This is a genomic window from Sunxiuqinia elliptica, assembly GCF_900113005.1.
GTDB lineage: Bacteria > Bacteroidota > Bacteroidia > Bacteroidales > Prolixibacteraceae > Sunxiuqinia > Sunxiuqinia elliptica.
The window spans coordinates 615656-634013 of the sequence record NZ_FONW01000001.1; the positions used below are offsets into that span (position 1 = coordinate 615656).

At 42.0% G+C, this 18358-nt stretch carries 19 protein-coding genes and 1 riboswitch; of the genes, 15 read left to right on the forward strand and 4 right to left on the reverse strand.

What is annotated here, in order from left to right; genetic code table 11:
- Positions 1–60: 60 nt before the first annotated feature.
- Genes BM156_RS02480 through BM156_RS02490 form a run of 3 tightly spaced genes read right to left on the reverse strand, consistent with a single transcriptional unit; the run spans position 61 to position 1558 of the window.
- The gene (locus tag BM156_RS02480; RefSeq protein WP_093918235.1) at positions 61–606 is read right to left on the reverse strand and encodes a YceI family protein; all 546 of its coding nucleotides are present in this window, start codon (positions 604–606) and stop codon (positions 61–63) included.
- Between the two features lie 21 nt (positions 607–627).
- Positions 628–996 carry a hypothetical protein gene (locus BM156_RS02485; RefSeq protein WP_139218185.1) on the reverse strand — a complete coding sequence of 123 codons (369 nt, stop codon included), beginning with the start codon at positions 994–996 and terminating at the stop codon, positions 628–630.
- A 52-nt stretch (positions 997–1048) separates the two neighbouring features.
- Positions 1049–1558: a CHRD domain-containing protein gene (locus BM156_RS02490; protein ID WP_093918237.1), complete on the reverse strand. Its 510-nt coding sequence runs from the start codon at positions 1556–1558 to the stop codon at positions 1049–1051.
- A 469-nt stretch (positions 1559–2027) separates the two neighbouring features.
- Here BM156_RS02490 and BM156_RS02500 point away from each other — a divergent pair, with 469 nt between their 5' ends.
- The 12 genes from BM156_RS02500 to BM156_RS02555 all read left to right on the forward strand — a co-directional run bounded on the left by BM156_RS02500 (position 2028) and on the right by BM156_RS02555 (position 13199).
- On the forward strand, positions 2028–3008 hold the full coding sequence (locus tag BM156_RS02500; RefSeq protein ID WP_139218186.1) for a porin: 981 nt from the start codon (positions 2028–2030) through the stop codon (positions 3006–3008).
- Between the two features lie 64 nt (positions 3009–3072).
- A complete protein-coding gene (pstS, locus tag BM156_RS02505; protein ID WP_093918240.1) occupies positions 3073–4137 on the forward strand; it encodes a phosphate ABC transporter substrate-binding protein PstS in 1065 nt (354 codons plus the stop codon).
- Between the two features lie 25 nt (positions 4138–4162).
- Positions 4163–5014 (forward strand): phosphate ABC transporter permease subunit PstC, encoded by an 852-nt coding sequence (pstC, locus tag BM156_RS02510; protein WP_093918241.1) that lies wholly within the window; start codon positions 4163–4165, stop codon positions 5012–5014.
- 7 nt (positions 5015–5021) lie between these two features.
- A complete protein-coding gene (pstA, locus tag BM156_RS02515) occupies positions 5022–5909 on the forward strand; it encodes a phosphate ABC transporter permease PstA (RefSeq protein ID WP_093918242.1) in 888 nt (295 codons plus the stop codon).
- 3 nt (positions 5910–5912) lie between these two features.
- The gene (gene pstB / locus BM156_RS02520) at positions 5913–6692 is read left to right on the forward strand and encodes a phosphate ABC transporter ATP-binding protein PstB (protein WP_170846836.1); all 780 of its coding nucleotides are present in this window, start codon (positions 5913–5915) and stop codon (positions 6690–6692) included.
- 95 nt (positions 6693–6787) lie between these two features.
- Positions 6788–7474, forward strand: a complete 687-nt coding sequence (locus BM156_RS02525; protein WP_093918243.1) for a phosphate signaling complex PhoU family protein — start codon at positions 6788–6790, stop codon at positions 7472–7474.
- A gap of 4 nt (positions 7475–7478) precedes the next feature.
- Positions 7479–8168, forward strand: coding sequence for a response regulator transcription factor (locus BM156_RS02530; RefSeq protein ID WP_093918244.1), 690 nt, complete (start codon positions 7479–7481; stop codon positions 8166–8168).
- 49 nt (positions 8169–8217) lie between these two features.
- A complete protein-coding gene (locus BM156_RS02535) occupies positions 8218–9990 on the forward strand; it encodes a sensor histidine kinase (protein WP_093918245.1) in 1773 nt (590 codons plus the stop codon).
- A gap of 326 nt (positions 9991–10316) precedes the next feature.
- Positions 10317–10736 (forward strand): VOC family protein, encoded by a 420-nt coding sequence (locus tag BM156_RS02540; RefSeq protein WP_093918246.1) that lies wholly within the window; start codon positions 10317–10319, stop codon positions 10734–10736.
- A 187-nt stretch (positions 10737–10923) separates the two neighbouring features.
- Positions 10924–11133, reverse strand: a riboswitch (cobalamin riboswitch).
- A 303-nt stretch (positions 11134–11436) separates the two neighbouring features.
- Positions 11437–11862 carry a DUF4296 domain-containing protein gene (locus BM156_RS02545; RefSeq protein ID WP_093918247.1) on the forward strand — a complete coding sequence of 142 codons (426 nt, stop codon included), beginning with the start codon at positions 11437–11439 and terminating at the stop codon, positions 11860–11862.
- Positions 11859–12353, forward strand: a complete 495-nt coding sequence (locus tag BM156_RS02550; RefSeq protein ID WP_093918248.1) for a hypothetical protein — start codon at positions 11859–11861, stop codon at positions 12351–12353. Before BM156_RS02545 ends, BM156_RS02550 begins: the two co-directional genes overlap by 4 nt.
- Before the next feature lie 66 nt (positions 12354–12419).
- Complete coding sequence (locus tag BM156_RS02555; RefSeq protein ID WP_093918249.1) at positions 12420–13199, forward strand: radical SAM protein; 780 nt, start codon at positions 12420–12422, stop codon at positions 13197–13199.
- Between the two features lie 37 nt (positions 13200–13236).
- Here BM156_RS02555 and BM156_RS02560 read toward each other — a convergent pair whose 3' ends face one another.
- On the reverse strand, positions 13237–13686 hold the full coding sequence (locus tag BM156_RS02560; RefSeq protein ID WP_093918250.1) for a DUF2147 domain-containing protein: 450 nt from the start codon (positions 13684–13686) through the stop codon (positions 13237–13239).
- 397 nt (positions 13687–14083) lie between these two features.
- Here BM156_RS02560 and pepF point away from each other — a divergent pair, with 397 nt between their 5' ends.
- The 3 genes from pepF (at position 14084) to BM156_RS02575 (ending at position 18285) form a co-directional block, all read left to right on the forward strand.
- On the forward strand, positions 14084–15976 hold the full coding sequence (gene pepF, locus BM156_RS02565) for an oligoendopeptidase F (RefSeq protein ID WP_093918251.1): 1893 nt from the start codon (positions 14084–14086) through the stop codon (positions 15974–15976).
- Between the two features lie 246 nt (positions 15977–16222).
- Positions 16223–17026 carry a class I SAM-dependent methyltransferase gene (locus BM156_RS02570; protein WP_093918252.1) on the forward strand — a complete coding sequence of 268 codons (804 nt, stop codon included), beginning with the start codon at positions 16223–16225 and terminating at the stop codon, positions 17024–17026.
- Positions 17027–17097: 71 nt separating this feature from the next.
- Complete coding sequence (locus tag BM156_RS02575) at positions 17098–18285, forward strand: glycoside hydrolase family 18 protein (RefSeq protein ID WP_212733389.1); 1188 nt, start codon at positions 17098–17100, stop codon at positions 18283–18285.
- Positions 18286–18358 lie beyond the last annotated feature (73 nt).

Sequence of the window (18358 nt, forward strand, 5' to 3'; positions counted from 1 at the left end):
ATTCGGTTCGTGTTGTCATGGCTATTTTGCGTGTTTTATTCGTTAACTTGAATCTTAATTTTAGTTTGTTGGTACGTTGTAATGAGCGATAACCGTTACTTCTACCACTTCAGCAATATTCTTGAAGACTAATCGTGGGATTTTGATGTCATGATCTTTCAGGATGACCGGAAAAGTCGCTTCGGCTGCCAATCCTTTGTCATTGATTTGTAGCTTAGCCTGAACTGTATAACTTTTGGTTACATTGTGAATACTTAGTTCTCCATTTGCAGTGACGGTGGTAATCCCTTGCTGATTGAAGTCAACTGGGTCCTGAATGTTGCCTTTGAATTCGGCATAGGGATATCGATCACTTTCCAGGTACTTCTCGTTGAAATGTTCCTGCATCAACGGTTTCTTAAATTCAAATGTCTGGATTGCTACCTTAAAATAGATTGACTGAGTTTCTGCATCAATCGCTGAAACTCCTTGTTTGCTGATTGCACTGATATTTTCAAGAGGAGCTTCCGAAAAGAAACTTAAGCTCACCTGATCTGCAATCAGCGTTTGAGCGTTGGTTACCTGCGCAGTCAGAAGTAGAAGAATGGTAAGAGCTATTGTTTTCATTACAATTATTTTGACCTTCGTTTATGGTGAACAGTTCGCAATCCAGACCATTAATGAATCCCTGACTGCCTGAGGTAGAGGCGCATTTCCCTGAGGCATATCCGCATTGTTTGAAAGGACACGTGTGTTGAAAGAGCCAAGGTATTGGCTTACGCCATTGTAAGTACTAAAATCTCCGGGACCTTGAGAATTCCCTTCGTGGTGACATTCGATACAGTACTGGGTTAAAACTCCCTTCACATAATTGGAGTAGGTGATATCCATCTCCGGGTATTGAGGAACGCAGTCCGTGGGATCTGGGTCTTCATTTGCCATTTCTGAAGCTGTGTTTGAGCAGCTTCCCAAAAAAAAGACGATCCCAATGAGCATTAGTAGTCTTTGTTTCTTCATGCTACTTGATTTATCAGATTAAACTTATCCTTTCCATTCATGATGCTAGGGGTTAGTATCCACTGCCGCCTCCATTTCCCGGATTGCTGGGCGTTGAGCTGTCTTTGGTTAAAGTTGCCAATACCTCTCCTGAAGGGTAGTCTGGCGTGTGTATTTGAGCATAGATTTTACCTGAAGCTAAATCAGTGGCCTGTTGTGAGCTGAGCGTTGCAGAACCGGAAACAGTGCCTGATGTTGTATTGGAAAAGCCGGTAATTTCAATGATAACAGGAGCTTCATTATGGAAGTGCATAGCTGCTACATTAGAGCCTAAGCCAGACCAGGTAATCGTATAGCTAAGTTTCAGCGTTGCTGGGTCAAAAGTCGCTTTTACGGTTCCGGTTGCTGATGTAGTGACGCTTTCAGAAGATTTGACGAAGGTTCCGGAATAGGCTATCTTTTGACTTGATTCCATGTCAGAACTATCATCGTTGTTGCAGGATATCAGCCCGCTAAAGAGAAAAAGGAAGATGACAACCACAATTTGTGATTTGACTTTTAATGGGGAACTTTTTGCTTTCATGATTTGACGTTTAATGATTAACTAATGGGTTCGTAATTCGTTAAAAAGGAAGAAATGAGCTCATCTTTATCCTCTTCTATTAATGGGTACGGAGCTAAAAAAGGATTCGCTGCCTGATAAAATACTTTTTTGTCTTTTTTTGTATTTCGAAGAAAGGCATTGCCTTTTGAGGCTTTTATTATTTTTGAATAAAATAGCTTAGAAGAAAGCAAGCGTGAAGTTATAGTAGAGATGATATTCTGCTTTTTGCAAGCATTTGTTACAAAAAGATGAGGCTGTAATAAAATTGCAACAATTGTTAATTTATTGTTTATTAGTGCTTTGTTGAGATTCTGTCTTTGTCTTTTTCAATGTAAAATCATGAAATTAATCGTTTTGTAATAGTTTGTTAATCTACTTGTAATGTTTTAGATCTTCATTTGCCAGTGAATTCTGTCAAAGGAGTTTAAGTTTTATCAATCTTAAGTATATGAAGAAAGGAAGTCTTTTGTTATTGGCAATGCTTTGTCTTGTCGTAACAGGTATGTCGCAGAGTAATGAGTTTAAACCAGGTGGGAAGCCGTTTATGAAAATCTTTAGTAATTATCATGCCACATTTTCGGATGGAGAATCGGTTTCAGCTTTTGAACTCAACCGGCTTTACCTTGGGTATGAGTACAATTTCAGTGAAAAATTTTCAGCTAAAGCAAATTTGGATATTGGCGACCCGGGAGCAGGTAGTCTTGAAATGACTGCTTATGTGAAAAACGCTTATATGAAATACCAGGAGGACAAGTTTTCTGTCCACTTTGGTTTAATTCCAACAACACAGTTTAAGGTTCAGGAGAAGGCTTGGGGATACCGATACATTGAGAAGTCCTTCCAGGATGCTTATAAGTTCAACTCCAGTGCTGACTTGGGAGTGAGCGTGGCTTATCGTTTTTCGGATCTGCTTAGCGCCGACCTTAGTTTTGTAAATGGAGAGGGCTACAAGCGTTTGCAGGCTGACAGTACCTTCCGCACTGGTTTTGGAGTTACTTTAACACCTGATGATAAAGTGACGGGGCGGGTGTATTATGACTTTATTTCAAAGGAAGAAACCCAATCTTCACTAGCCGCTTTAATCAGCTATGTTGAAGATGAGTTCTCACTTGCTGCTGAATACAACTCGCAGTTTAATGTTGGTTTTAACGAAGACCGTACATTGAGTGGAACATCAATTTATGGGACATTGAAAGCTGCTTCAAAAGTGAAAGTGTATGCTCGATTCGATTACCTGACATCAAATACTTTAGATGGCGCCTCAAATGATTGGAATGTGAGTCGCGATGGTCAACTCTACATCGCCGGGCTGGAATATGCTCCGGTGAAAGGTGTAAAGCTGGCTCCTAATTTCCGAGGATGGAACCCGGCTGACGATAATCAGAAGTTTAGCACTTCGCTTTTTTTGAATTGCGAAATCAAATTTTAACCTACGATAAAACAAACTCCTAAGACACGAATCGATTAAATCCAAATCTAGAAAACATAAAAACATGAAAGTAGTATTATCTTTTGTTCTGGCGGTTGTCTTGTTAAGTGCATGCCAGAATTCATCGAAAAAATCAAATGACGCTGGCGCTGACAATGTAAGTCTGACAGCTGCAGGAGCAACCTTCCCAATGCCCTATTACAACTTGGTATTTAAAGATTATACCAAAGAAACAGATGTGCTGGTGACTTACGGAGGAATTGGTTCTGGTGGCGGTATCCGGAGTTTGAAAGATAAAGTGGTAGACTTTGGAGCTACTGATGCTTTTTTAAGCGATGCAAAATTGGCTGAAATGCCGGGAGATGTTGTTCACATTCCAACCTGTATTGGTGCTGTGGTTATTGCTTATAACCTTCCGGGAGTTGATGAATTGAAGCTTTCAGACAAACTGTTGGAGAAAATTTTCATGGGAGAGATTACCAATTGGAATGACCCTGCGTTGAAAAGCAATAACGAAGGCGTTAATTTACCTGACTTGGAAATCACTTTTGTTCACCGTTCTGACGGTAGTGGAACAACCCACATTTTCAGCGATTATATGAGCAAAGTAAGTAACAAATGGGCTGAAGAAGTTGGCGCAGGAAAATCGCTAAAATGGCCTGTTGGAATGGGTGCTAAAGGAAATCCCGGCGTAGCTGGAACCATCAGCCAAACTGAAGGTGCGATTGGCTACATTGGATCGGAATTTGCCTTTGCTCAAAAAATCCAAACTGCTAAAGTGCAGAACAGCAGTGGCGAATACATTGAGCCAAGCATTGCCAGCATCAGTGCTGCTGCACAAGGCGAGATTCCTGCTGACACGCGGGTGATGCTAACTAACTCTTCAGATCCTGCTTCATACCCAATTAGCGGTTTTACCTGGATCATCCTGTATAAAGATCAGGCCTACGATGGTCGTTCACAAGCGCAGGCAAAAGGAACACTGGAGTTTTTGGATTGGCTGATCAGCGAAAAAGCACAGGGACAGGCTGAAAAAGTAAATTATGCGCCACTTCCTGAAGCAGCTGTAGCGAAAGCAAAAGCCATTTTGCGTAGCGTATCTTACGGAGGAGAGAAAATTTTAAATTAATCCACTGACCCCCACAACTGAAAAAATGAATAGTGACAGAATCACCAAGCTCGTTTTATTTTCAGTTTCAATATTAATTCTGATGTTGGCTGCAGGGATGGTTTACTCCTTAGTCGGAGGATCCGTGCCTGCATTCAAAACATTTGGATTGAAGTTTATCGTTTCGGGAGAGTGGGATCCAACGGAAGGCCGCGAAAACTACGGTGCATTACCTTTTATTGTGGGCACGCTGATGACCTCATTTGCAGCATTGATTCTTTGTTTGCCTTTGTCGTTTGCCACCTCACTGTTTTTAGGTGAATATTTTCGCGGAACGCGTGTTGCCCGTATTCTTGGGCTTTTGGTTGACTTGTTGGCAGGAATTCCATCCATTGTATATGGCTTGTGGGGCTTCTATGTCCTTCGTCCGGCAATGATCGAATTGGGCTTTGGCGGACGTGGTTTCGGGATTTTTACCGCCAGTTTAATTCTGGCTGTGATGATCATTCCTTATGCTACTTCGCTGAGTAACGAAATCATCAGCATGGTGCCAAACGACCTGAAGGAAGCTGCTTACTCGTTGGGAGCGACTCGCTTGGAAGTGATTTCGAGTGTTACCATTCCCAATGCCCGTTCGGGAATTGTTGCCGGGTATATCCTGGCATTTGGTCGGGCACTGGGCGAAACGATGGCTGTAACGATGCTTATTGGTAACACCAACTTGGTCCCCAGCAGTTTTTTCGATACGGGGAATACCATGGCGAGTGTCATTGCCAACCAGTTTGGCGAGGCCGATGGACTGAAACTAAGTTCCTTGATTGCCATTGGCTTGTTGTTGTTCCTAATTACTGGTATCATCAACGCTGTTGGAAAATTGATTATAAAAAAGATGAATTAAGGCTGCTATGGAGGCAATTCAAGCACTTAAAAATCAGGATCACTCGGGTAGAAGGCAATTGAAAGACAAACTGTTTTTTTACGGTATAATTGTTCTTTCACTCGTTACCATATCTCCAATTATCCTGATCATATCGAAACTGGTGGTGGAAGGCTATCGGCAAATTAGCCTGGATTTTTTGATCCAAACCACTCCGGATACCTTTGAGGCCATGACGGCCGTGTCGAACGGAGAGAAGATTCCGGGCGGTATTGCGAATGGAATTGTAGGAACGTTATTAATGGTTGTGCTGGCTTCAGCAATGGCTATTCCAATTGGTATTCTGACAGGAATTTTTCTGTATGAGAATCAAGGTAAGTTTATGGCCAACCTGACCCGGAATATTTCGGATATTTTGCAGGGAATACCTTCGATTGTGTTGGGTTTGATTTCGTACCTCTGGGTAGTGAAGCATGTAACCAGCGGATTTTCGGCTTTGGCCGGTAGCGTTTCGTTGGCGATTATGATGTTGCCTATGATTGTGCGATCCACCGAGGAAACATTGAAAATGATTCCACAAACACTGAAAGAGGCGGCATTGGCTTTAGGAGTTCCGTATCATAAAGTGATTTTACGGGTATTGGTTCCAACAGGCTTTAGTGGTTTACTCACGGGTATTTTGCTGGGTATTTCGCGTATTTTGGGCGAAACAGCACCTTTGCTGTTAACAGCTTTAGGAAGCTCAGTGATTAGTTTGGATATCACCAAGCCAACCAGTGCAATTCCGCTTTTGATCTGGGAGTTCTACAACGATCCCAACATGGTGGATCTAATTTGGAGCTCCTCTTTATTGCTGATGGCCATTGTGTTAATTTTGAATATTGTATCGAAGCAGATTGCAGCCAAAAGAAAATAGAAAATGACAAACTCGATTGCTGAAGTAAAAAAACCCATTCTTTCGATCAAGGATTTATCGATCGCATATGATAAGCACTATGCGGTGAAAAACGTATCGGTTGAGATTAAAAAGAATACGGTTACAGCTATAATGGGGCCTTCTGGATGTGGAAAAAGTACCTTGCTCCGGGCATTGAACCGGATGCACGAACTGTACGAGAACATCACCACAGAAGGGGAGGCTTTACTGAATGGGCAGAATATCTACGATATATCTCCCATCAAACTGAGGAGGCACATGGGAATGGTTTTTCAACGTCCCAATCCCTTTCCAACCATGAGTATTTACGACAACGTGATTGCCGGTTATAAACTGAATGGTATTCGGACTAAGAAGAAGGAGCGAGATGAAATTGTAGAGCGGTCTTTGCGCGATGTAGCCCTTTGGGATGAGGTGAAAGACTCGTTGTACAAAAAAGGAACATTCTTATCAGGTGGACAGCAGCAGCGTTTGTGTATTGCCCGGGCGCTTGCCTTCAGCCCCGAAGTGATTTTGATGGATGAGCCAACCTCGGCACTCGACCCCATTGCCACTTCAAAGGTGGAAGACCTGCTGGTCAAACTGAAGGAGAATTATACCATTGTATTGGTTACGCACAACATGTCGCAAGCAGCACGGATCTCTGATTACTCTTTATTTATGTATCTTGGAGAGTTAGTTGAGTATGGAAAAACGAAAAACATGTTTACCAACCCAATTGACCCAAGAACAGAGGAATACCTGACTGGGAAATTTGGTTAATGAAAAGCAAGATGATAGACCAAGAAGTAGGAAGATATAGTCTGAAAACTTGGAACTTCGAGCTTTGAATTTTGAATTTGAAAAACAGAACGATCATGACAATAAAAAAAGACGATGCAATCAATCATATTCACGCTGATTTTGAGGAGCTGGCCAACCTGGTGTTGGAGCAGTTAGACCTAATGGAGCAGGTGATTATTTCCGGTGAAATAGAAGTTCCGGATGAGGATTTGAGGCGGATTCAGACCAACGAAAAAGACATTGACAAGAGAGAAGTGAAGCTGAGCGATAAGATTGTAAATGCGATCGTGCTATATAAACCAGTGGCTTCCGACTTGCGCTGGATCATGGCTTGCTACCGAATTATTTTAAGCCTGGAGCGCATTGGAGATATCGTTATTAATATAACCGATTTCATCAAGAAGATTAAAACTCCTGAAGTTTATGAGAAACTGCGCGAGGTTTTGTCAAACATGACCATTCAAAGCATTAAAATGGTTCGTAAGTCGTTACTTGCTTACCTGAATGATGATCGGGAGTTTGCGGTATGGACCATTAAAAATGATGTGGTTTTTGATGAGATCAACCATAAGTTGTTGAAAAAGATCATTGCAAAAACCGATACGGCCGAAAGTAATAAGCATTTGCTGATGAGTATTGTAACCATCAAAGAAATGATGTCCAATATTGAACGGATAGCTGATCACGCAACAAACATTGCAGAAGCCGCAATTTATTCCATTGAAGGGAAAGATGTCAGACACCATAAATTAGATCAATAAAACGATGGATTATACACCCAGAATACTGATCGTTGACGATGAAAAGGATCTTCGGGAGATTCTTCAGTTTAACCTGGCAAGCGAAGGGTTTGAGATTGATGTAGCTGCTTCAGCAGAAGAGGCTTTGGATATGGCGCTTGAAAATTATCACTTGATTTTGTTGGATGTTATGATGGGTGGAATATCGGGCTACAAAATGGCCGATATCCTTCGCAAAGAAAGAGATCTTGACGTGCCAATTGTTTTCCTGACTGCCAAAGGATCGGAGAACGATTTGCTGACCGGCTTTAATGTTGGCGGCGATGATTACATCATTAAACCCTTTTCCATTAAGGAAGTAGTGGTTCGCATACGGGCAATCCTGAAACGAGGACGCGGCAATGAGCAAAAGCCTTCAACCGTGCTTGAATGCGATGGTTTAAAACTTGATATCAACCGGAAGTCGGCTTCCATTGATGAGGAGCCCATTAAGCTAACCCGGAAAGAATTTGAAATCCTGGCTTTATTGCTAAAAAATGGAGGAAAGTTTATTTCCAGACACGAAATTTTAAACCGGGTGTGGAGTGATGATGTGATTGTTACTGAGAGGAATGTAGATGTAAATATTGCCCGCTTACGAAAGAAAATCAAAGAATACGGCCCGGCAATTAAAGGAAGAACGGGCTATGGCTATTGTTTCGACTATCAGGGCTAATGCTACCATATAACTTTATTTAATCGTTTCAATCTAAAACTTTAAAAACGTGGTACTTCGACGAAGAACATACAAGCAGCGAATCTTCATTTACTTTTTGGCTGCCTTTTCCTTTTTTATGGTTGCCATTTTGGCTTTTCAATTTAACCGGGAAAAGCGTTACCGGACTGACCAATTGGAAAATACGCTGAATAATATTGCGGGTTTTACCCATCAGTATATCGAGCATTACGATATTTTGGACACCCGGAATTTTGCCCGGATGGATACGATTAAGTACCTGATTCCGGATAAAAACACACGGGTGACAGTTATCAACAGTAAGGGCGGAGTGCTGTACGATAGTTTTGTATCCGATTATGGGGAAATGGAGAATCACCTGATGCGCCCAGAGGTTCAAAAGGCACTCTATTCTGAAACGGGAGGGAACATCCGTCATTCAGAAACAACCGGGCAGGATTTCTATTATTTTGCTCGTTACTACGATGGCTATTTCATTCGTTGTGCTGTGGTTTACGATATTGAAATTGAGAATTTTCTGAAGACCGAACGAGTCTTCATCTTCTTCATGTTGGCCTTGTTTGTCATTATGTGGGGATTGCTTTCTGTGGTAACTAATCGCTTAGGGAAATTCGTTAACAAGTTGCGTGATTTTGCCGTACGGGCCGCCCGAAATGAAATGATTGATCCGAACCTGGAATTTGTTGATTCTGAGTTTGGAGATATTCAACGCCAAATTATTGAGATTTATAGTGGCTTGCAAAAGACCAAAGAAGACTTGACGGCAGAAAAGGACCGCCTGTTTAATCACCTGAACGCCCTGCAAGAAGGAATCGCCTTTTTCCAACCTAACAAGGAAAAAATACTGGCCAATAGTCACTTTATTCAGTACATCAACCTAATTTCTGAGCGCTCATCAATTTCAGCCGAGATGCTTTTCGAAATTGAGGATTTTAAGTCCTTGGTTTATGAAATTGAAAAATACCTGAAGTCGGATTATGTGATCAACCCTAAAGATTTACCGCAGTTTGCCGTCACCTTATCTAAGAATGAGCGATACTTCCAGGTTCAGAGTATTGTGTTCCCTGATAAGAGCTTTGAGGTGCTGATTAGCGACATCACGAAGCCCGAAAAACGACGTTTGTTGAAACAGCAGTTGACCTCGAATATTGCGCATGAGTTGAAAACGCCGTTAGCCTCTATCAAAGGTTACCTTGAAACAATTCTGAATAACAAGAACTTACCCAAGGAAAAGCTGGACTATTTTATTGAGCGGGCTTTTATTCAGAGTGAACGATTGAACGATTTGCTCAATGATATTTCCTTGCTCAACAACATTGAAGATGCCGGCGATTTATTTGAGCTGAAAGATGTTCACATACGTCCATTGGTGATGGATGTGATTGAAAACCTGGAATCGCGCTTGAATGAGAAGAATATCCTGGTGCAGGTGTCCATCAATGAACAGTCGATGGTGTATGGAAACGATAGCTTGCTGTCATCTATTTTTCAGAACTTCATCGAAAACACGATTAACTACGCTGGCGAAAATGTGAATGTGCAAATCAAGCAATACCTGGAAGACGAAAAATTCTATTACCTGAGCTATTCCGATAGTGGTAAAGGAATTCCGGAGAAGCATTTGGCACGTATTTTCGAACGGTTTTACCGTGCCGATGAAGGTCGTACCCGCGAAAAGGGAGGAACCGGATTGGGCCTGTCAATCGTGAAAAATGCGGTACAGCTGCATAAAGGCGAAATCTCCGTTCGCAATAAGCCCGAAGGCGGCTTGGAGTTCTTATTCTCGCTGGCTAAAGGTTAAAGATAGAGCGCAGAAGCGTGCTTAATTGAAACGCATTGAAATCCCTGGTTGTATTGAAACGGCTGGGGATTTTTTGTTGGTAGAAGTTATTCAGTCGGAAATACGAAGCTGATTTTCTTGTTATAAGACAACTTAATTTTGAGATATGTCGAATAAGTTTACTGGACGAACCTCTTCAATCTAAAACCATGAAACGAACATGAAATTTTTCATTTAAAAAATACAAAAAGAAGAATGAATAAATTTTTATGAGAGAGCGATGGATGGAGCGGTTTTATTTGTCAAATTTGAATTCTTACGTATCAGGAAATTAGTAATTTATACGGATGAATACGAAGAGAATTTGGGCCAATTTAGCCGTGAAAGATGTCCGAAGAACCTGGGAATTCTACCTGAAACTGGGCTTCACTCCCAATTGTCCGACGACGACCACAGAACTAGCGAGTTTCGTGGTTGGAGATGATGACTTTGTTATTCACTTTTTCGAGCAAGAACGACTAAAAACAAGTCTTGAAGGCGAAATCTCGGATTTAAGCCAGGCCAATGAAATCATGTTTACACTTTCGGCAGAAAGCAAAGAGGAGGTTGATCAATGGGTGACGGAGGTCAGCAAAGCTGGTGGAACGATTCATTTCGACTCAAAAAAAGATCGAAAGAAATTTTATGACGACAATGCTTACTACGTTTGCGTCTTTTCCGATCCTGATGGGCATAAGTTTAATGTCTTCTACAATGGAAGTAAGTAAGGGGTAGCTCATTCATGCTGTTGTGATAGCTGTTCCCGAAAAGGTGCCTTTGAGCGAGCGTTTCAGTAAAAAAAAAGCTGTGGCCCCTGACCAACAGCTTTTATAACAGTTACATTGCCCCATAATTGGCAGAAAACAGAGCAAATGAAGTCAGGGCTATTCAATTTTCAGAACGCGCTTTTACCCCGAAAACTTCAAATTAATGGCAGGTCTTCTGGCTTACCCAATTTCAAATGCCTTCCCATCCGGAAAATTCGGAATTAACCGAAAACGGACAGTGGCTTTCATATTCGAATTTTTTTTTGTGGGTTTACAGCTGCGGGGACAGCTCCTGTATTTCACAGGATTCCCTTTTCATCTCAATGAGGTTATGAGAACCATTAACCAAGGCTGCAAAGTAACCACATTTTTTATCCTTTTGAAACCTTTTTGCGGCCTAATTTTAAACTTTTTAAGTATGAACTTATTTAATCATTTATATGTAAATACAGGTGATTAAGTGGGTTTTCAGGGAGAGGATGGGGGGAGATTCACCTTCAAATTTCAAGGTTATTTTAGGGGCTTGAAAATTTTAAAGAGCTGAACGATTCAACTTTCAAGATGTAATCCTAACTTTGTCAACCAGGTGCTGTTTTGCAAAATGAAGTTTTTTGAGCTGTTCGAGCTCATGAATAACGAACTTTGAAAGCAAATAGCACCAATGATGAAATTATCAATGATCATTGTAAAGCGTATGCAGACAAGAAAAACAACCAGTTATATCTTAGTGCTTCTTTTCATTCTTTTGGGCTTTTCATGCAAGGAAAAGAAAGGTTTCCCGAAGCCCAAGAACCTGATTAACGAGAAACAAATGGTTAACATGCTCTACGATATTCATTTGGGTGAAGCCTATGCCAACCAGTATCGTTTTCAGGATGAGATGGATAAAATCAAGTCGAAAGACATGTATTATTCCGTTCTGGATAAATATGAAGTTGCTGATTCAATTTTTGCTCAGTCCATTGTGTACTATTCCAGTATGCCTAAAGTTTATGAGCGAATTTACCAGCAGGTTGTAGATCGCCTTAACATGCTTCAGGAAGAAAACAATCAAAAAGAAGAGGTGAAAATTAAACCTGAAGAATGAAAAAATATGCCGCCCACTACCTTTTTCCCGGAAATAGGGCACCAATTTCGAAGGGAATCATCACCTTGGACTCAAGTGGCTTAGTGATTGACATTGTGGATCCTGCCGGGAGGTTAACAGAAGAGGCTGGCCTCGAATTTCATAATGGTATTCTGTGCCCTGCTTTCGTCAATGTGTTTCACGAGTTTGAGGGGGATCGTTTTTACCGCAAATTTCCACTCTTGGCGCCTTTTAAAGCGTTGCAGCCTCAACGCCTCAGCACGGAAAAGGACTTGTTGAGCTGGTTGATTGCCATTCAGCAGGCTGATGAACAAATTAGCCTGCAGCAATTGATTGCCACTTTTACCATTGAAGCGGCTAAAGCAATTGATCTGGACAAAGAGATGGGGAGTCTTTTGCCAGGAAAACGTCCGGGACTGATGCTGATTTCAGGCATGGACTACCAACAACTTCGACTGACCAGCAAGAGCCACTTGAAGGTTTTGGCCTAACCGTATTCATTTGCTGATTGGGGCATGCAAAACCAAAGAAATCCTTACTTTTGCTGAAAAAATACCATGGCTACCTTTTTGTTTGATGAGATTATTTTTGGCCCGGTTAAAAGTCGCAGACTGGGCGTTTCTTTAGGGGTTAACCTTCTTCCTACCGATAGCAAAGTTTGTTCGTTTGACTGCATTTACTGCGAATGTGGCTGGAACCCAAAGGCACGGGAGAAGAAAGCTGAACTACCCAGTCGCGAATTGGTTGCCAAAGAGTTGGATCAGAAACTTAAAGCCATGCAGAGAAAGGGAGAACTACCCGATGTTATTACCTTTGCAGGCAACGGTGAGCCGACCTTACATCCACAATTTGAGGGCGTTATTGACGACACTATTGCTTTGCGAAACCAGTTTGCTCCAAACTGCCGCATTGCTGTTCTTACCAATGCAACCATGATTCATCGTGAACCGGTGTTTCGAGCCTTACAGAAAATTGAAGACAACATCTTGAAGTTGGATTCGGCCATTGAAAGTACTGTTCAGGCATTGGACTGTCCGGTGGGGCACTACAATTTGGAGAAAACCATTGAGTTGTTGCAGCAATTCGGTAAGCAAGCCATCATTCAAACGCTATTTTTACAGGGAAGCTATAACGGCCAAACCATTGATAACACCACAGAAGAGGAACTGACCGCTTGGCTGCAAGCCTTAAAAACGATCAATCCGGGGCAGGTGATGATTTATACCATTGCCCGTGATACGCCAGCGCAAGGCCTGCAAAAGGTTTCTATGGAAAAGCTCAATGCCATAGCCAAACGAGCTGAAGAAGCCGGTTTTGAAGTGCAGGTGTCGGGCTAATTTTGGGTTGAAAGAGCCCGGACTGTTGAGAAACGAATCAGTTTAAGCTTGTGCGGGTCCATTCGGTTGATTTACCCAACCAGCGGATGCCCACCACATAGCCTTTCAGGGAAAGCGTGTTGGTGTCTTTCTCAAACCAGGCAAAGCAATCGTAGGTTTTTCCTGATTTGGGATCGTAGATTCGGCCACCCTGCCATTCTTGCTTCCCGCTATCGTATGTCAGCTGACTTAAGATTTGCAAGCCAACTATGGAGCGGTTACGCAAGGTTTCATCCGGATTTTCCTTGTCCTTTGGAGCTTCTCCATTTTCATATTTTTCGGGAATCATGTACACAATGGTCCCTACATAATGCCCATTTTGCTCTACGACTTCAATTTTTGATGTTTTTTCGTCATTCCACCAAATCCCGGTGATGTCGGTTGGTTTTTGGCCGAAAGCAGTTGTCAGCCACAAAGTCAATATCCCTAAAACAAGCAGTTGCTTCATCGATTTGTTTTTTTTCAATAAACACTGATTTACATGACAATAAATATAAGAAAAGCAAATGAAGGGTAAGCCAGAAGTGAGATAAAATCAGAAACGCAGTGCAATGATTTCTTGCTTCCTTTTCTTCTTTCTATCAGTTGTTTGTTGAGTTTCGATACAAATGCCTGATCGTTTGAAATTTGAAAATCTAAGGAGCTATTAAAAAAAGACCGGCAGGAAATATTGGCTAACAGATACGTTGAATTGTTCCTTGTTTAGTACTTTCGCTGTCTCTTTGTGAGCGAGTCGAGCTCAATAAGCAACATAAAAACATGACCTTCGTCTTTTTTTAAATCCATTCTTTGTAACAAATTGATCTATTTAATACTCATATAACCACAACACAACTTTAATTTATATGAAGCGAATTAATCTGAAATTAAACGTGATCCTGTTAACTATTTTGGCGATGTTTGCTGCCATGAATAGTTACAGTCAACAAACCCGGGAAGAAATTCCTGCAAAGTACAAATGGAACCTAACTGACCTTTATGCTTCTGATGAGGCTTGGCGTGATGCTGTTGAGTCGCTCACGCTTAAGCTGGATGAAGTTGAACAGTTTAAAGGAACACTGACCAAATCAGCTTCTAATCTATTGAAAGCATTAGAATTCAATACGGAATTATCCAAGGAAGCATCTAAGATTTACTTGTATGCCGGCATGAATTCTGATTTGGACACTCGGGATATGAAATACAACGGGATGAAACAAGAGCTTCAGTCTTTGTTCTCCAACTTTGGAGCCAAAGCTGCTTTTATTCAACCTGAAATACTAGCGGCCGACTGGGAAACCATTGAAGGTTTTCTGAAAGAAGAGCCTAAACTGGAGATTTACCGCATGGGATTGGAAAACATGTTCCGCACCAAAGCACACACGCTTAGCGAAGCTGAAGAGCGTATTATGGCTCTTTCAGGCATGGTGGGATCCGTTCCTCAAGCAGTTTATGGTACTTTTTCCAATGCCGAAATGCCTAAACCAGAAGTTACCCTTTCGGATGGTAGCACAATTGCCATTGGAAGCGCAGAATATGGTCGCTACCGGGCATCATCGAATCGGGCTGATCGCGAGACCGTTTTTAATGCTTACTGGAACAATTTTGCCAAGTTCAAAGCCAGCTATGGCGAAATGCTTTATGGCAATGTCAAAAGTGATATTTTCAATGCCAGAGCCCGTCATTACGACTCTTCGCTTGAAGCTTCACTGTACCCAAATAACATCCCGGCTGAGGTGTACCATTCGCTGGTTGACAATGTCAATGAAAACTTACCAGCTTTCCATCGTTACCTGAAGATTAAACAGCGCATGATGGGAGTCGACACGCTGAAATACTTGGATTTATATGCTCCGGTTGTTAAAGATGTTGATCTGAAATATTCCTATGACGAAGCAACAACTTTGATTCTGGAAGCCTTGAAACCATTGGGAAAAGAGTATGTTTCTACCGTTGAAAAAGCAGTTGATGAGCGCTGGATTGATGTTTATCCAACACCGGGGAAACGTTCAGGAGCTTACTCAAACGGAGCTTTCTATGATGGGCATCCGTTCATCTTGTTGAACTACAATGACCTTTATGATGATGTCAGCACTTTGGCGCATGAGTTAGGTCACACCATGCAGAGTTATTTCTCGAACAAAACACAGCCCTATCCAACGGCTGATTATGAAACCTTTGTTGCTGAAGTAGCTTCAACTTTCAATGAAGTTCTGCTTTTCAACTACATGATTGATCGCGTGGAAGATGACGATGTGAAACTGTCTATTTTGATGGAGTGGTTGGATCGCTTTAAAGGCACCTTATTCCGTCAAACCCAGTTTGCTGAGTTTGAATTGAAAATTCATGAGGAAGCTGAAAAAGGCAAACCATTAACCGGCGATGAATTTTCAGAAATTTATGCTGACATCGTAAACCGTTATTACGGACACAAAGAAGGTGTATGTCATGTAGATGATTACATGCATATGGAATGGGCTTATATTCCTCATTTTTACTACAATTTCTATGTGTATCAGTATAGTACGTCATTTACAGCTTCCATTTCGTTAGCTGAAAAAGTGATGAGCGGTGATAAGCAAGCACTGGACAACTACATTGAATTTTTGTCGGCAGGTGGATCGGACTATCCGATTGAGTTGCTGAAAAAGGCCGGAGTGGATATGACCAGCACTGAGCCATTTGAAAAGACCATTGCTTCCATGAATAAAGTCATGGACGAAATAGAAAAAATACTGGACAAGAAGGAGAAAGAATAGTCTAGTTACTGCGTTTTTACGCACAAGCCAGCTTTCTCGGGTAGGAAGCTGGCTTTTTTGTATCTGGAAACGGACGATTACAAGGGGATACTAAATCGCTGAAAATCGTAAATAGACTGTTGGAATCAGTTATTTTTTGGTTGATTTGAAGTCACCAGTTTTAACTTTCAATTCCACTTCTGACGGATTGATTCCCCCATTTCCCCAGTTTTCATATCTTCGCAGCAAAATAAGACGCATTGTAAAATGAAGCCAGCAGAAAATTACATTGACATCAATAAGCAATCGTGGAATAATCGGACGGAAGCCCACGTTCAATCAGACTTTTATGATTTGAAAAGTTTTCTGACAGGCCAGTCATCACTCAACTCCATTGAGCTGGAAAGGCTGGGCGATCTTTCTGGGAAGCGGGTGCTTCATTTGCAGTGTCACTTCGGAATGGATACCCTTTCGCTGGCTCGGCTGGGAGCGCAGGTTACCGGGGTTGACTTTTCGGATAAAGCCATTGATCAGGCCAATAAACTGGCGGCAGCAACCCAGCTTGATGCCCGTTTTATTTGTTGCAACATCTACGATTTACCTCAGTACCTTAACGAAGAGTTCGACTTGGTATTTACCAGCTATGGAACCATTGGCTGGCTGCCGGATTTGGATCGGTGGGCTCAAATTGTTCGGCAATTTTTGAAGCCCGATGGGCAGTTTCTGTTTGTCGAGTTTCATCCTGTGGTTTGGATGTTTGACGATCAGTTTAAGTCCATTGCTTACAGTTATTTCAATACTGAGACCATCGTTGAAACTGAAACGGGTACTTATGCCGATCGGGATGCCGACATTCAACAGGACACGGTAAGTTGGAACCATCCGATCAGCGAAGTGGTGAATGCCTTGCTTCGCAGCCAGCTGGAGATAACTGCGCTGGATGAGTTCGATTATTCGCCTTACAACTGCTTTAACAACACAGCGGAAGCAGAACCGGGCAAGTTCCGGATTGCTCACCTGGACCGAAAATTGCCGATGGTATATGCACTAAAAGCACGTATAAAAAAATAGGGACAGCCGCTGGATGAGGCCGTTGTCTTTCAAAATCACTAATTTTAGATTACAAACTCAAATACTTCAACATGAACAAATTAATCGCTATTTTTTGTTTTGCAATTCTCGCAACAGCGATGGCCTGTACGCCAAGCACAGAGCAAGCAGCAAAGCCTGCTCGCGTGATTATGGGTTATTATTTTGCAGGAGAAGATGCACAGATTGAAAAACTTCCACTAGACAAGTTAACGCACATCATTTTTTCGTTTACCGAAGTGTTGGACGGCGAGATGAAATTTCCAACTGCATTTAGCGCTGATCAACTTCACCGCTTGGTTGCTCAAAAGGAAAACCATCCGGAGCTGAAAGTGATGGTTGCCTGCGGAGGCTGGGTTGGCAGTAAAGGATTTTCGGAAATGGCTGCAACTCCTGAATCGCGCAAAAAATTTGTGGATAGCACCGTTGACTTCATTAACACGTACAAAATTGATGGAATTGACCTTGACTGGGAATATCCTGCTTTGCCCGGAGATAACAACCCTTATGGCCCGGAAGATACGCCCAACTTTACTTCGCTGGTTAAAGAGCTTCGCGAAGCAATGGATAACATTGATGAAGATTTAATTCTTTCGTTTGCGTCAGCCGGATGGGCCAAGTATTACGACCATATTGAGACTCTTGAGGTGATGAAGTATGTCGATTACATGAACATCATGACTTACGACTTAACAACAGGAGCCAATCCGTTTACTGGTCACCATACCAACTTGGGGCTGGTTACAAAAGAAGACCTGGAAGGAACTCCGATGATGGAAGCCTACAAGGCTGATCCGGATTTTGATATGGAAAACTGGACGCCACGTTCCACCGAGTTTATTGTTGACTATTGCATTGAGCTTGGTATTGAGCCTTCTAAAATTGTGCTGGGAGCTGCTTTCTACGGACGTGGATGGAAAGGTGTGCCACCTGAGAACAATGGTCTTTACCAGCCCAACCAAGGAATTTTCATCAACTGGGCTTCTTACTCGCTTATGCGCGACAAGTATGAAAACAAAAATGGCTACGTTCGCCATTGGGACCCGGTAGCTGAAGCGCCTTACCTGTACAGTGCGAAAGACAGTATCTTCTTCTCGTATGACGATAGCACCTCGCTAAAAATGAAGAGCCGCTATGCGATCGACAAAAATCTGGGAGGAATTATGTTCTGGCACTTGGGTGACGACACAACTGAAGAAAACAGCTTGTTAGATGCCATTTATGATGAAATGACACGCTAAGACAAGCAACTGATAACATAGAAAAAGGCATCTCGAAGGATGCCTTTTTTGATCGTTAGGTTTGGTAAGTTAA